At 49.1% G+C, this 12,649-nt stretch carries 15 protein-coding genes; 13 read left to right on the top strand and 2 right to left on the bottom strand.

What is annotated here, in order from left to right:
• Nucleotides 1-171 precede the first annotated feature (171 nt).
• Complete coding sequence (locus tag AUC31_RS10280) at nt 172-669, bottom strand: GNAT family N-acetyltransferase (RefSeq protein WP_058383292.1); 498 nt, start codon at nt 667-669, stop codon at nt 172-174.
• Nucleotides 670-765: 96 nt separating this feature from the next.
• On the opposite strand from AUC31_RS10280, the gene AUC31_RS10275 reads away from it, so the two are divergent.
• The 13 genes from AUC31_RS10275 (at nt 766) to AUC31_RS10210 (ending at nt 12,251) form a co-directional block, all read left to right on the top strand.
• Complete coding sequence (locus AUC31_RS10275) at nt 766-1,212, top strand: MarR family winged helix-turn-helix transcriptional regulator (protein WP_058383293.1); 447 nt, start codon at nt 766-768, stop codon at nt 1,210-1,212.
• 53 nt (nt 1,213-1,265) lie between these two features.
• Nucleotides 1,266-2,630 (top strand): NAD(P)-binding domain-containing protein, encoded by a 1,365-nt coding sequence (locus AUC31_RS10270; RefSeq protein WP_058383294.1) that lies wholly within the window; start codon nt 1,266-1,268, stop codon nt 2,628-2,630.
• A 403-nt stretch (nt 2,631-3,033) separates the two neighbouring features.
• Nucleotides 3,034-3,567 (top strand): NUDIX hydrolase, encoded by a 534-nt coding sequence (locus tag AUC31_RS10260; protein ID WP_058383296.1) that lies wholly within the window; start codon nt 3,034-3,036, stop codon nt 3,565-3,567.
• A 53-nt stretch (nt 3,568-3,620) separates the two neighbouring features.
• A complete protein-coding gene (locus AUC31_RS10255; protein ID WP_058383297.1) occupies nt 3,621-3,860 on the top strand; it encodes a hypothetical protein in 240 nt (79 codons plus the stop codon).
• Nucleotide 3,861: 1 nt separating this feature from the next.
• A complete protein-coding gene (locus AUC31_RS10250; RefSeq protein ID WP_058383298.1) occupies nt 3,862-4,347 on the top strand; it encodes an HIT family protein in 486 nt (161 codons plus the stop codon).
• Nucleotides 4,344-5,099 (top strand): amidohydrolase family protein, encoded by a 756-nt coding sequence (locus AUC31_RS10245; RefSeq protein ID WP_058383299.1) that lies wholly within the window; start codon nt 4,344-4,346, stop codon nt 5,097-5,099. Before AUC31_RS10250 ends, AUC31_RS10245 begins: the two co-directional genes overlap by 4 nt.
• Before the next feature lie 132 nt (nt 5,100-5,231).
• Nucleotides 5,232-5,615 (top strand): MerR family transcriptional regulator, encoded by a 384-nt coding sequence (locus tag AUC31_RS10240; RefSeq protein WP_058383300.1) that lies wholly within the window; start codon nt 5,232-5,234, stop codon nt 5,613-5,615.
• A complete protein-coding gene (locus AUC31_RS10235) occupies nt 5,612-7,114 on the top strand; it encodes a class I adenylate-forming enzyme family protein (RefSeq protein WP_058383301.1) in 1,503 nt (500 codons plus the stop codon). Before AUC31_RS10240 ends, AUC31_RS10235 begins: the two co-directional genes overlap by 4 nt.
• Nucleotides 7,115-8,788, top strand: a complete 1,674-nt coding sequence (locus AUC31_RS10230) for an acyl-CoA dehydrogenase family protein (protein WP_058383302.1) — start codon at nt 7,115-7,117, stop codon at nt 8,786-8,788.
• 161 nt (nt 8,789-8,949) lie between these two features.
• Complete coding sequence (locus AUC31_RS10225; protein ID WP_058383303.1) at nt 8,950-9,141, top strand: hypothetical protein; 192 nt, start codon at nt 8,950-8,952, stop codon at nt 9,139-9,141.
• A 21-nt stretch (nt 9,142-9,162) separates the two neighbouring features.
• Nucleotides 9,163-9,711, top strand: coding sequence for a histidine phosphatase family protein (locus AUC31_RS10220; RefSeq protein WP_058383304.1), 549 nt, complete (start codon nt 9,163-9,165; stop codon nt 9,709-9,711).
• Nucleotides 9,712-9,726: 15 nt separating this feature from the next.
• Nucleotides 9,727-10,272, top strand: coding sequence for an HAD family hydrolase (locus tag AUC31_RS10215; protein ID WP_335339088.1), 546 nt, complete (start codon nt 9,727-9,729; stop codon nt 10,270-10,272).
• A gap of 971 nt (nt 10,273-11,243) precedes the next feature.
• A complete protein-coding gene (locus AUC31_RS10210) occupies nt 11,244-12,251 on the top strand; it encodes an LLM class flavin-dependent oxidoreductase (protein WP_121299466.1) in 1,008 nt (335 codons plus the stop codon).
• Nucleotides 12,252-12,321: 70 nt separating this feature from the next.
• Here AUC31_RS10210 and AUC31_RS10205 read toward each other — a convergent pair whose 3' ends face one another.
• The gene (locus AUC31_RS10205) at nt 12,322-12,594 is read right to left on the bottom strand and encodes a hypothetical protein (RefSeq protein ID WP_058383306.1); all 273 of its coding nucleotides are present in this window, start codon (nt 12,592-12,594) and stop codon (nt 12,322-12,324) included.
• Between the last annotated feature and the right edge of the window lie 55 nt (nt 12,595-12,649).

Below are 12,649 nucleotides of genomic sequence, written 5' to 3'. Positions count from 1 at the left end.
AAGTAATGCGCAGCATTATTGAGCAGAAGATTTTACGAGCAAACGTTTCTCCAAATACTCAGATAGCACATTGATTTTTGAATGTAGAAATGGTGATTTCCTTTTATATTCATAGCGGATTATAGACTTCTCCAACACTCTGGAAAAAGAGCTCATCCGTGAGCTCTTTTTTTAATGGGTTCCGTTTACTTTGCTTCTGCGTTCGAGCAGGACATTGTCGCGCCAGACGCCGTTGCGCTTTCCGATGCGTTCGCGGATGCCGACTTCCCTGAAGCCATTTTTCTTATGAAGCCGGATGCTTGCTTCGTTTTCAGGGAAGATTTTTGCTTCCAAGGTCCAAAAACCTTGCTGTTCTGAAGCCTGAATAAGGGCTTGCATAAGCTTGTGGCCGATGCCTTCGCCCGAATATATAGGGTCGACATAGATGCTCACTTCCCCGACACCCGAGTAAACCGTGCGTTTCGATACAAGTGAAAGCTTGCAAAAGCCACGTATTTGCGTTGCTGATTCAATAACCAAACGGCAATGGCTTGTTTCGCTATCGCTCCAGAGTTCATAACTAGGCGCTTTGGTTTCGAAGGTAGCGAGCCCGCTGGCCATGCCCGCTTTATAGATCTGCTTGATTTCCGGCCAATCCGACTCCACCGCCGGCCTGATGGTGTATTCCATATGCATCACTCCGATTCTTATTATTAGATTAAATATTAAAATAAATACTTGCAATTTGCAAGTTTATTTTGTATGCTATCACTAGAGGTGTTGAAGATGGAAAACAAACGTGAACTTTTTCAAAGCATGGTTAAACGCTTTGGCTTGTTGAATAAAAATTGCTGTACAGTTGACGATGTGGAAATCAGCTTGGTGCAAAGCCATATTCTTTATGAGATCGACCGCCGGGAATGGCCATCCATGCAACAAGTGGCGGATGCACTGGCGACCGACCTGTCAACTTTCAGCCGGCAAGTGCAAAGCTTGATGAAGATAGGCTTGATCACGAAAGTGCCATCTTCTGCGGATAAACGGATCTCGGTGCTGGGTTTGACAGAAGAAGGCCAGAAAGTAGCGCTTGCCATCCAGCGAGACATGGAGGCACATCTCGAGGAAATCTTCTCGCATATGACCGAATTTGAACAGGACATGGTGCTGCAATCGATCAAATTGCTGAACGAGGCGATGGCAAAATCATCTGTCTGCTGTAAACCGATGTATTAAGTTCGAATTAATACTTGCAATAATCAAGTTTTTGACAATTAGGAGGCCAAGACATGAACACTCAAACAAATTGTTGTTCAACCACTCCAAAACCCATCCAAATCGAAAGAATAAAAAAGCCAACGCCGGAATTGCCGGTCGTTATCATCGGGGCAGGGCCAATCGGTTTGGCTGCTGCCGCCCATTTATCGCTGGCAGGTGAAAAATTTTTGGTGCTCGAAGCTGGCGGCCGAATCGGCCATCACGTGCTGCAATGGGGACATGTCCGTTTGTTCTCTCCTTGGCAATACAATATCGATAAAGCCGCGCGAGCCTTATTGGACCGCTCTGGCTGGAATGCCCCAGCGGAGAATCAGTTACCGACAGGAGACGAGCTGGTGGAAAATTATTTGATGAAGCTGGCCGCCGTACCCGAAATCGAACCATACATCCGCCTCAATGCACGTGTCAGTGCCATCAGCCGAAAACATCAAGACAAGATGAAGACGGCGAATCGCGAGCATCAGCCTTTTGTGATCTATGTAGAGACTGAGGATGCGGAAATGGAGCGGATTGAAGCGAAAGCTGTCATCGATGCCACAGGCACTTGGGGCCAGCCAAATCCGCTTCAAGCCGACGGGGTATGGACGCAGAGCGAGCGCAGCCAACAAGAGCGCATTTTTTACGGCATCCCGGACCTACATGGCAAAGACCGCGAGCGGTTTGCCGGAAAACAGGTAGCCGTCATAGGTGGAGGCCATTCTGCCATCAACACTTTATTGGATCTTGCCGCACTTGAGGATGCTGGACATCAAGTGAAAATCTCCTGGATCCTGCGCAAGCCGAAAATTGAGGATGTCTACGGCGGCGAAGCAGATGATGCGCTCGAGGCAAGAGGTGAATTAGGTGCGCGTGTCCATGAATTGGTGGATTCGGGGCGTGTGGAAATCTTTACGCCGTTTCGGATAGAGCAGGTTTCTCGAAAAGATGGAAAGCTTTCCTTAATGGGTGATTGGCAAGGAAAAAGCCATTCGATTGAAGCAATCGATGAAATCATCGTCAATACGGGCAGCCGCCCTGATTTCTCTTTCTTGAAGGAACTCCGTTTGAAGATCGATAATGCAACGGAAAGCATCGAAGCACTCGCTCCGCTGATCGACCCGAACGTCCATAGCTGCGGAACGGTCCGGCCGCACGGCGAAAAGGAATTGCGTCAGCCGGAACAAGGATTCTACATCGCCGGCATGAAAAGCTACGGACGCGCGCCAACCTTCTTGATGGCGACCGGCTATGAACAAGTCCGCTCCATCGTCGCTTATATCAATGGAAACATTGAAGCTTCCGAGAAAGTGGAACTGGAGTTGCCGGAAACGGGCGTCTGCAGTTCCGGTGTTTCCAAAAATGGACGTCAGCCGATTGCTATCGGCGGCTGCTGCTGAAAGGAGTGGATTGTGATGACAGTCAATCACGGAGGCCGTCTGCAGCCTGCATACTTCAAGTCCTATCTTACGCTCATCATGTCTTCACGCGAGTGCAGCCTAGATTGTGCAAAAGAATATACGATTAACACATTTTTCCGTGGAAACCCCGAATTGTATGGGCGGGAAAGTAGTAATAGTTTTAAAGAAGCAGTCAATTCCATGCGCGGTTGACAGCAATCCAAAGAAATAAATCGAGTGGCGGGGGCGTCTGTCTCCGCCACTTTTTTAGATGGAAAATAAAAATCTAAAATGAATAAAAAAAGTCTGTTAATTAATGGGAATATTCATTAAAGTATATACAGGGCTTAAATAGTAAGAAAGTTCAGCGAAAAATTAGAGATGATAGGGTGGGAGCAAGAGAATGGAAGTTTGGGATTTGTATGACGGGGAGCGGAACCCGCTTGGAAAGAAACATATTAGAGGCAATAAATTGCAGCCTGGCGAGTTCCATATTGTTGTGGAAGTGATTACGCTCAATGCAGATGGAAGAATTTTTATGACGCAACGAGATCCGGCAAAACCGCTTCCGATGCTTTGGGAAACGACGGGTGGCTCTGTAGTGGCGGGGGAAAGCAGTTTGATGGGTGCGCTTCGCGAATTGGAAGAAGAAACAGGATTGCTCGCCAGGCCTGAAGAACTTCGCTTCCTAGGCAAAATGAAAGGCGGTAATTATTTTTTGGACAGCTATGTCTGGAGATGCAAAGAGAGCATCGACCTGGATGCGCTTCAGCTTCAACCTGGCGAAGTGTGCGCCGCGCAGCTGGTCAATTGGATTGAGTTCCAGCAAATGAACCGGGAGCGCTTGATCGTGCCTTCGGTCTATCAGCGCATGGAGCATTATTTCGAGAAATTGGCCTCTTTTTCGACTTATGCATGGGATGGTTCATTCAGGTAGTTGGAGGCAATACATAAATTTGCAGAAAGCTAAAATGCAAAAGGGGCGATAGGATGATGAAAAAATTGCTCAGTTTATTTTTTGTAGAAGACACCGATAAACAAGACGGCGGCAAAGATGGATACTTTATGGTTTTCGCAGCGTGGGGATTGATTCTGTTGGCGAATGGCATATCTGAATATTTTATTGGAAACGCATTGATCGACAACTGGTTTGTGATTTTGATGATCGGGCTCGTGGTATTTTCCGCTTCAGAAGTTTTTAACAAAGAAACTAGCGGGGAGGGCGATTGAAATGAGAACGATCACCTTGGCAAATGGCGAAACCGTCGAAGTGGAATGCCTGAGCTGCGCGTTGGTGGATGGCTTGATCGAACCTGAAGGCGGAGTCGTAGTGGAGACGGCGCATTTCCACGCCCATCAAGATGTGGCTTATCCCATCCCCGGCTTGATCATCCTCGCCTCAAAGCGCCATTTGAAAAGCTTGGACGAATTGACCGAAGCGGAGCGGCTCGATTACATCACGATCCTGTCGGAAATTCGCAAAGCACAGCGCGACGTTCTTGGCATCGAATCGGTCTATTATTTCTATAATGAAGATACGACGCATCATTTCCATACGTGGATGGTGCCGCGCTATGAATGGATGTACGAATTGGGGCGTTCCGTCGAGTCGGTGCGGCCGGTGCTTTTGCATGCGCGAAATGAGATGAACGATGAAGCGAATCTAAAGAGTGTCAGGCAAGCGATTTCGGCATTGACGGAAGAACTGAAGCGATGAAGAAAGTAAAAATCTTCGATGCCCATTTACATATTATCGACCCGCGATTTCCGTTGACCGAAAATCAAGGCTATTTGCCGCCTGCATTCACCGCTTCGAATTATGTGGCCGCTGTAGAAAACTTCGAAGTAACCGGAGGCGCCATCGTGTCGGGCTCGTTCCAAGGCTTTGACCAATCGTATTTAGTGGATGCACTTGATACGCTCGGTGACCGGTTTGTCGGCGTGACGCAATTGCCGGCGGACACATTGGACGAAGACATCCTCAATTTGCATGGAAAAGGCGTACGTGCCGTGCGGTTTAATGTGAAGCGCGGCGGTTCGGAAGCGATCGAGCGGCTCGATCATTTCACAAGGCGCGTCCATGACATCGCCGGGTGGCACGCAGAGCTGTACATCGATTCGGAAGATCTCGTGGAACTGAAAGACGTAATCAGCCGCTTGCCTGCCGTGTCCATCGATCATCTCGGCTTATCGAAACAAGGATTCCCCGAACTGTTGAAGCTGGTGGAACAAGGCGTCAAAGTGAAAGCGACCGGATTCGGGCGGATTGACTTCGACCCGTCGCAAGCAATAAGAGCCATCCATGAACTCAATCCTGAAGCGCTGCTCTTCGGCACCGACCTGCCGTCGACTCGAGCAAAAAAACCATTTCAAGCGAGTGATGTCACAGTTATTCAAGAAACTTTGGGTGACATCGAAGCAGAGAAAGTTCTCTATGGTAATGCATTGAAATGGTATGGAATTGAATAAGGTCTATCTCGAGCCAGCATCCTGTCCATTCGGCAGGCTGCTGGCTTTTTATATTTAGAAAGCTCTTGTGCTTTACGTTAACGTCAATGGTAAGCTTTAACTATCAAAAAAATCAGACAAAGGGGATGGGAGATGAAAACGATACGCGAAGCCGCAGAGGAATTCGGGGTGACCACGCGGACGATCCGCTATTACGAGGAACTAGGCATGCTGAAGCCAGAACGAACAGATTCCAATAAGCGGCTGTTTTCGAATGCCGAAATCGCGAAACTCAAGCTCATCGATCGAGGCAAAAAATACGGTTTCACACTAGAGGAAATCAAAGAAATGGTGCTGCTGTTCAATGCTGACCGCTCGGGCAAGAAACAGCTCGAACGCACAATCGAGTACGGCAAAAAGCAGATAGAGGAAATGGAGCGCCGCATCGAAGAACTTGAAAAGACGAAACAAGAGATGGAGTCTTTGCTAGGGGAGTTTAATGAAAAATTATCGAAACTGAAGGGGATGGCAAAATGAATATTTCACAATTGCTGGAGCGGAATGCACGGAAATATCCGGAACAAGAGGCGCTGGTGGGGATGGGGCAGCGTTTAACGTTCCGTGAAGTGGACAAAATTGCGAATAACTTGGCGCACTCGTTGATGAAACGGGGTATCAGCAAAGGGGACAAAATCGTCTTGTTCATGCCGAATGTACCGGAATTCGTTGTAAGCTATTTTGCTGTGCAGCGTATCAACGCGATCATCGTGCCGATCAGTGCAAAACTCGGGCCAAAAGAAATCGGCTATATCTTGGAACATTCAGATGCCAAAGCGCTTTTCGTTCATGAACTGATATTTGATGCTGTAAAGTCTCTGGAAACGAATGGATTGCTTTTGGTCAAGTCCGGGCAAGCAGTACCTGGCTGGGAAGCATTCTCCGACTTGATAAGAACGGAAACGGAAGAAATATTAACTTCCCATGCACAGGACGACGAGCCATCGACAATCCTTTACACGTCCGGAACGACCGGCAAACCGAAAGGCGTCCTGTTCAGCCATCGCAATGTGCTGACGGTTGCGCAGATGATCTGTGTCGAAATGGAGATGAAACCGGATAGCCGCCTGCTCCATATGATGCCGCTCAGCCATTCTGCACCGCTCCACTTGTTTTTGGTGGCCGGAATGATCGTCGGCGCGAAGCATGTGCTCGTCCCGACGTTCACGCCGGACTTGTTGCTTGATACGGTCGAAGGGGAACGGACGACCCATTTCTTCGGTGCGCCGGTCGCTTATCTCATGACCGCCAAACATCCAGAGGTCGGCCAGCGCGATTTGTCTTCGATGAAATGGTGGATTTACGGAAGTGCACCGCTGTCTGCGGGAGAAGTGAAATTCGTCCAGGAATCATTCCGTACCGATAATTTGGTCTGCGTGTATGGCCTGACAGAAGCAGGGCCGAGCGGAACCTTGATGACGGGGCCGGAACATGCGGAAAAAGCGGGGAGCATCGGCAAACGCGCCGCGCTCCATACCGAAATCCGCATTGTGGATCTGGACGGGCAGGACGTTGCGCCCGGCGAAGTCGGGGAGATCCTGCTCCGGGGCGAAGGCAATATGCTCGGCTATTACAAGAACGAGGAAGCGACGAAAGAAACCTTTATCGGCGATTGGCTGAAAACAGGCGACTTGGCGAAATTCGATGAAGACGGATTTATTTGGGTTGTCGACCGCAAGAAGGATTTGATCATTTCAGGCGGCGTCAATATTTACCCCAAGGAAATCGAAGAAGTGCTCATTACGCATCCCGATATTCATGAAACCGCAGTAATCGGGGTGCCGCATGCGGAATGGGGAGAAACGGTAAAAGCATATTTCGCCGCATCACGTGAATTGAGTGCAGAAGAAATTAAAGCATTCGCAGGAAATGAACTGGCAAGCTATAAAGTGCCGAAGCTCATAGAACAAGTCGAAGCATTGCCACGCAACGCATCCGGCAAGATCCTCAAGCAGCCGTTGCGGGAAGGGCGTGTTTAAATGGTCGTCTTGAAAGGTGCCACACCGAGCGGCGAACGCAATTTCTATGAAAATGACGAGACCTTGAAGAAAATATTGGCACAACAATTGCCGGAGGATTTTCTCCGCTATGCCCAACGTGAGCTGAAATCATTCGGCAAACTGGCTGCGGGCGATATCGACGAACGCGCACGCTATACCGACCGGGAAGGCGCACCGAAGCTAGAGAAATACAACCGTCTCGGCGAAGATATTTCACACGTCTGGGTCAATGAAGGCTATAGAAAGACGGTCGATGAAACTTACAGAACCGGTATTGTCGGCTATGTCCACAAGGAGATTCCGGAGCTTGGAAGAAAAGGCAATTACGTTTACAGCTTTGCGCAAGGTTATTTATTATCGCAATCGGAACCCGGCTTTTATTGTCCAGTGACGTTGACGATGGCGACAGCTTATTTACTTGACCATTATGCAGATGAAGCACTGAAGAGAAAGTTCATGCCGCATGTCTGTGCGACAGGGGACATGGAATTATTTGAAGGAGCGACTTTCCTGACTGAGCGCCAAGGCGGTTCGGATGTCGGGGCAAATGTCGTGCAGGCCCTTGAGACCGATGACGGTTACCGCTTGTACGGGGAAAAATATTTCGCGTCGAATGCCGGCATGGCGGGCGTCGCGATGGTACTCGCCCGCATGCCAGGGGCAGCGGAAGGATCGAAGGGGCTGACATTGTTCGCGGTGCCGTGGAAAGTGGACGGCGAACTGAACGGCATCAAGATCCGCCGCTTGAAAGACAAGCTCGGTGTCCGGGCGGTGCCGTCCGGCGAAGTCGAGTTCGACGGCGCGAAAGCATATATCGTCGGCGACCCGAAAAATGGCCTTAAGTATATGATGGAAGCGTTGAACTTGTCGCGCATCTGCAACGCGGTCGCATCGATTGGCATCATGAAGCGCGCGCTTGATGAAGCAGCGGAATACGCAGAACGCCGCAATGCATTTGGCCAAAAGCTCACCGCTTTTCCGATGGTGCAGGACAGCCTGATGAAGCTGCGTGCCAAGCAGGAGTTTGAAACGGCGGCGATCTTCGATTTGATTGGCTTGTACGACCACGTCACTTCCGGAAGCGCGACACAAGAAGAACAAGTGCTGAACCGCTTACTCATCGCGATTTTAAAGAAAGAATCAGCTGAACAGGCGATCCATTTCTCGCACGAAGCGATCGAGATGCACGGCGGCAACGGCTATATCGAGGATTTCGTCACGCCGCGCCTATTGCGCGATGCACAAGTGCTCACCGTTTGGGAAGGTACGGCGAATATTCTCGGGCTCGAGCTAATCCGCCTCGTTAATAAATTGTCAGCGCATGAAATATTCATCGACTATATCCAAAAACGCTTGGCAAAGCTGCAGGCGAGCGCTGATGTGGAATTGCTGAAAGAGAAAACGAAAGAGCTTGGTGAGGAGCTGACGGCGTTTGCCGGATTCGATGCGGCGCTGCAAAGCTTCGAGGCGAAGAGCCTGATGAAGAAAATGGCGCAGCTTTTCGAGAACACTGTCGCGCTTGAATGGGCTGAAAAACATGGCGGCATGTATGCGCCGCTTGCGGAAATTTTCACTGAAGTGACATGGAATACAAGAACAATAGGAGGAAAAATGAAGACCGTGAACTATTTTAAAGAAGTGATGGATAAGTAAAAAAATCACCCGCTGCGATTTTTTGCAGCGGGTGATTTTCTGTCTAGTAAGCAGTCAGGCATATGGTAAGCTGAATTCAGGAGTGACAATAGACATATTACAGCAGAACCTTTTCATTCAAGAAGCGTCCAGTTATTAACATATTGAAAAGGGGTGGGCAGATGGGCTTCTGGTATATGCTGTTGTTATTCATCGGAATTTGTTTATTTTTCGCAGGGATTTTGCCGAAAAGAGGATTTCCGCTCGTTGTGAAAATCGGCTTGCTCGTTGGCGGTGCTCTATGCATCGGCTTTTCCCTATTCATGTTCTCGCCAGGCAGCGCAGAAATCATGGCGGATTTGCTTGGTTTATAAACGAAAATGGAGTGATTTCAAGTGACGAAGATTTACATCATCCGGCATTGTGCCGCTTCTGGACAGGAGCCGGGGGCAGAGCTTACGGAAACCGGGATGGCACAAGCTGTAGAATTAAGCGGCTTTTTGAGTGAGCTGGGGATCGAGCGGATTGTCTCGAGCCCGTATACCCGAGCCGTTCAATCGATCGCACCGTTAGCAGAAGCGTTGGCTGTAGAAATCGAAACCGACGAGCGTTTGAAAGAACGGATCTTGAGTTCAGGAAATCTTACGGATTGGTTCGAGCGCTTGAAGAGCACATTCGATGACCACGATCTTGTGCTTGAAGGCGGCGAATCCAGCAGACAGGCGCTGGACCGTATTTCACAAGTCGCAGGCGAGCTTGAAAAAAGTGGCCAAACAGCAGCAATCGTTACCCATGGCAATATTATGGCCTTGCTTCTGTCGCGTTATGTAGAGGGCTTCGGGTTTGAAGGATGGCGTGCTTTAAGCAATCCGGATGTGTTTGTTTTAACTGATGCGCCAGATGGAAAGAGCGGGGAACGATTGTGGAATGAGGACTCTCGATGATTCAAGCGGTGCTGTTTGATTTGGACGGGACCTTGCTCAATCGGGATGCTTCAGTGGTGTCGTTTATCGACGGACGATCAATACGAACGGATGCATGGATCTCTCGGGCATATTCCGAAAGAGTTGTACGTCGGCCGCTTTATTGAATTGGATAGTCGCGGCTATGTCTGGAAAGACCGGGTCTATGCACAATTGATCCAGGAATTTGAAATCGAACAGACAACGGTGGAACTTTTATTGGAAGATTATCTCGCCCATTTTCGTTTCCATTGCCATCCTTTCGATGGCCTTCAAGCAATGCTGGAGAGCTTGAAACAACAAGGCGTGAAGCTAGGAATTATCTCGAATGGCAAAGAAAAGTTCCAGTTGGATAATATTAAAGCCTTGGGAATCGAGAAGTGGTTTGATGTGATCTTGATTTCTGAAAGCGAGAATTTAAGAAAGCCCGATCCGCGGATTTTTGAAAGAGCGATGGCCAGCTTGAATGTCTTGCCTTCCCACAGTTTGTTTGTCGGGGATCATCCAACGACGGATGTAGAGGCCGCTAAAATGCCGGCATGATCGGGGTATGGAAGAAAGATGCTGGGTGGAATGAAGCTGCGGCGGATTACGCTATAGATGAGTTGGACGAAGTGAATAGGATCGTCCAAGAGTTAAATGCATAAAATTAAATCAGGCTGTCGAGAAAGTTAAAAAGCCGTATTTTCCGAAGCTTATCGCTCGCTTTCCGTGGGGCGGGAATCGAGCCTCCTCACCCGCTATCGAAGACCCTTGTGCTCAACTCTCACTACGTTCGAGCATCGCAGAAAACCCGCTTGCTCCCACATCTGCTCCCACATCTGCTCTCACATTTGCAAGCAAATGCATCGCAAAAAATATTGCAAGCAGATGCGTCGCAAATGAATGTTCTCAGCACAGCTTCGCTCATTCATTGTCTGCGGGGTCTCTCAAACCCGTCGCTTCGCTGCTCCCACAGGAGTCGAACGAACGCTTCTCCAAATACTGAGATAATTCGTTGATTTTTAAATTGTGGAATAGTGTCACACTCTTTTCATTTATAGATGATTATAGGCTTCTTCAACACTCTGATTAAATTGTGTTTAGGCAAGTTTTCACCAAACTTACATAGGGAGTGGCGGTGCATGAAAGCAGTCTTATTATGGGGCAATTTATTGTTCAGCGGCTTTATGGCCATTTCGATTTCCATGTTTTTTGCAGAAGGGGCCATCGCGGAGAACTAAACGGACAAGCGCTTTGTTGCACCTGAATTTCTCTGGATGATCCCGCTATGGGTAGTCGAGGCCATTCTCGTCGTGATCTATTTCTATAAGAAGAAAGCAGAATCGGTTTCCTACCCCGTCATTTTATTGATTAACCTCGCGCTTTGGATAAGCATTTTCTGCAGTACGTGGATGTGCATGCACTTGGCAGTTTAGCTTCAGGGAAAAAATGGAATTCGATCTCTGAGCATTTTCTTACGCCTTCCGAAATTTGAGCGTTACAATAGGAGGGGTAAAGGAGTGCTTAAAGATATGACACAAAAAACATTTCAGCAGATTCCCGTGGCTGTGCTCGACTTGGCGCCGGTCAATGAAGGCAGCAACGCAACGGAATCATTTGCAAATAGCGTAGAACTTGCGCAGCATGTAGAGAAACTTGGTTTTAACCGCTACTGGCTGGCGGAGCATCACAATATGCCAGGCATCGGCAGTTCGGCAACGTCCGTATTGATCGGGCATATTGCCGGAAAAACCAACTCGATCCGCGTCGGTTCAGGCGGCGTCATGCTGCCAAACCACGCACCTTTGGTCATTGCGGAGCAATTCGGGACGCTCGCGTCATTGTATCCGGACCGCATCGACCTCGGCCTTGGCCGTGCACCTGGCAGTGACCAGGCGACTGCTTATGCTTTGCGCCGTACGCTACACAGTACGGGAGACGAATTCCCGCAGCAAGTGATGGAATTGGAGAATTATTTCTCCGATAAACCGGTCGGCCGAGTCAAAGCGTACCCCGGAACAGGCATGGACATTCCAATCTGGCTGCTTGGATCGAGTGGATTCAGTGCTCAACTCGCCGCGCAAAAAGGCTTGCCGTTCTCATTCGCCAGCCATTTTGCGCCGGACTTCACGATGCAGGCGCTGCAGTTGTACCACCAGAATTTCAAGCCATCAGCGGCGCTTGATAGCCCGTATGCGATGGTCGGTGTGTCACTTATCGTCGCCGATACGCAGGAACGCGCGGAATGGCTCGCCACGTCTTCGCAGCAGCAGATGTTTGCGTTGATGAAAGGCGAACCGACGACTTTCCAACCGCCGATTGATGATCTTGGCTCGGTATGGACGCCGCGTGAAATTGTCATGTTCCGGGATAAACTGAAATCCGAATCGATGATTGTCGGCACGCCAGAAGTGGTGCGCGAGAAGCTTGAAGCATTTGTCTCGAAAACCCGTGCCAACGAAGTCATCGTCAATTCACCGATTTTCTATCAGGAAGACCGCCTGCATTCGTATTCGTTGCTTGCGGAAATGATGGAATAATTTGAGCACCAGCCCTGAGCTGGTGCTTTTTTCAATAGAAAATCCCCCTCCGGTTAAGAAGGGGGAGCAATCAATGAAGGTCTCGGGATTTGGCTTCGTCGTGCTTCATGATTTGCATTTCGATATCTTCATCGTTCCTTGCATAGTCTGGGCCACCTTCGCCGATCATGTTCAAGATCGAATCGAATTCTTCAGCAAGCCAATCCCTCAATTCCTTCGGTTCCATGTCTTCGTCGATTCTTGCATAGTCCGGGCCGCCTTCGCCGATCATGTTCAAAATCGCATTGAACTCTTCATCGAGCCGCAATTCGACTTCTTTCCGTTCTACCCATTTGCGTTCCATGACGATATCCTCCTCCTGTTAAAATCGCAAGAACGACGGACCATCTCTATATTCA

The organism is Planococcus rifietoensis (assembly GCF_001465795.2).
Lineage (GTDB): Bacteria > Bacillota > Bacilli > Bacillales_A > Planococcaceae > Planococcus > Planococcus rifietoensis.
Note: the sequence above shows the minus strand (reverse complement) of the source record. Positions and strands in the feature narration are given on the sequence as shown.

Coding starts and splice junctions, on each gene's coding strand:
- AUC31_RS10255 (WP_058383297.1), top strand. CDS start 3,621: ATGATGAAAAAATTGCTCAGTTTATTTTTTGTAGAAGACACCGATAAA.
- AUC31_RS10260 (WP_058383296.1), top strand. CDS start 3,034: ATGGAAGTTTGGGATTTGTATGACGGGGAGCGGAACCCGCTTGGAAAG.
- AUC31_RS10240 (WP_058383300.1), top strand. CDS start 5,232: ATGAAAACGATACGCGAAGCCGCAGAGGAATTCGGGGTGACCACGCGG.
- AUC31_RS10280 (WP_058383292.1), bottom strand. CDS start 669: ATGGAATACACCATCAGGCCGGCGGTGGAGTCGGATTGGCCGGAAATC.
- AUC31_RS10235 (WP_058383301.1), top strand. CDS start 5,612: ATGAATATTTCACAATTGCTGGAGCGGAATGCACGGAAATATCCGGAA.
- AUC31_RS10245 (WP_058383299.1), top strand. CDS start 4,344: ATGAAGAAAGTAAAAATCTTCGATGCCCATTTACATATTATCGACCCG.
- AUC31_RS10225 (WP_058383303.1), top strand. CDS start 8,950: ATGGGCTTCTGGTATATGCTGTTGTTATTCATCGGAATTTGTTTATTT.
- AUC31_RS10250 (WP_058383298.1), top strand. CDS start 3,862: ATGAGAACGATCACCTTGGCAAATGGCGAAACCGTCGAAGTGGAATGC.
- AUC31_RS10230 (WP_058383302.1), top strand. CDS start 7,115: ATGGTCGTCTTGAAAGGTGCCACACCGAGCGGCGAACGCAATTTCTAT.
- AUC31_RS10270 (WP_058383294.1), top strand. CDS start 1,266: ATGAACACTCAAACAAATTGTTGTTCAACCACTCCAAAACCCATCCAA.
- AUC31_RS10210 (WP_121299466.1), top strand. CDS start 11,244: ATGACACAAAAAACATTTCAGCAGATTCCCGTGGCTGTGCTCGACTTG.
- AUC31_RS10205 (WP_058383306.1), bottom strand. CDS start 12,594: ATGGAACGCAAATGGGTAGAACGGAAAGAAGTCGAATTGCGGCTCGAT.
- AUC31_RS10275 (WP_058383293.1), top strand. CDS start 766: ATGGAAAACAAACGTGAACTTTTTCAAAGCATGGTTAAACGCTTTGGC.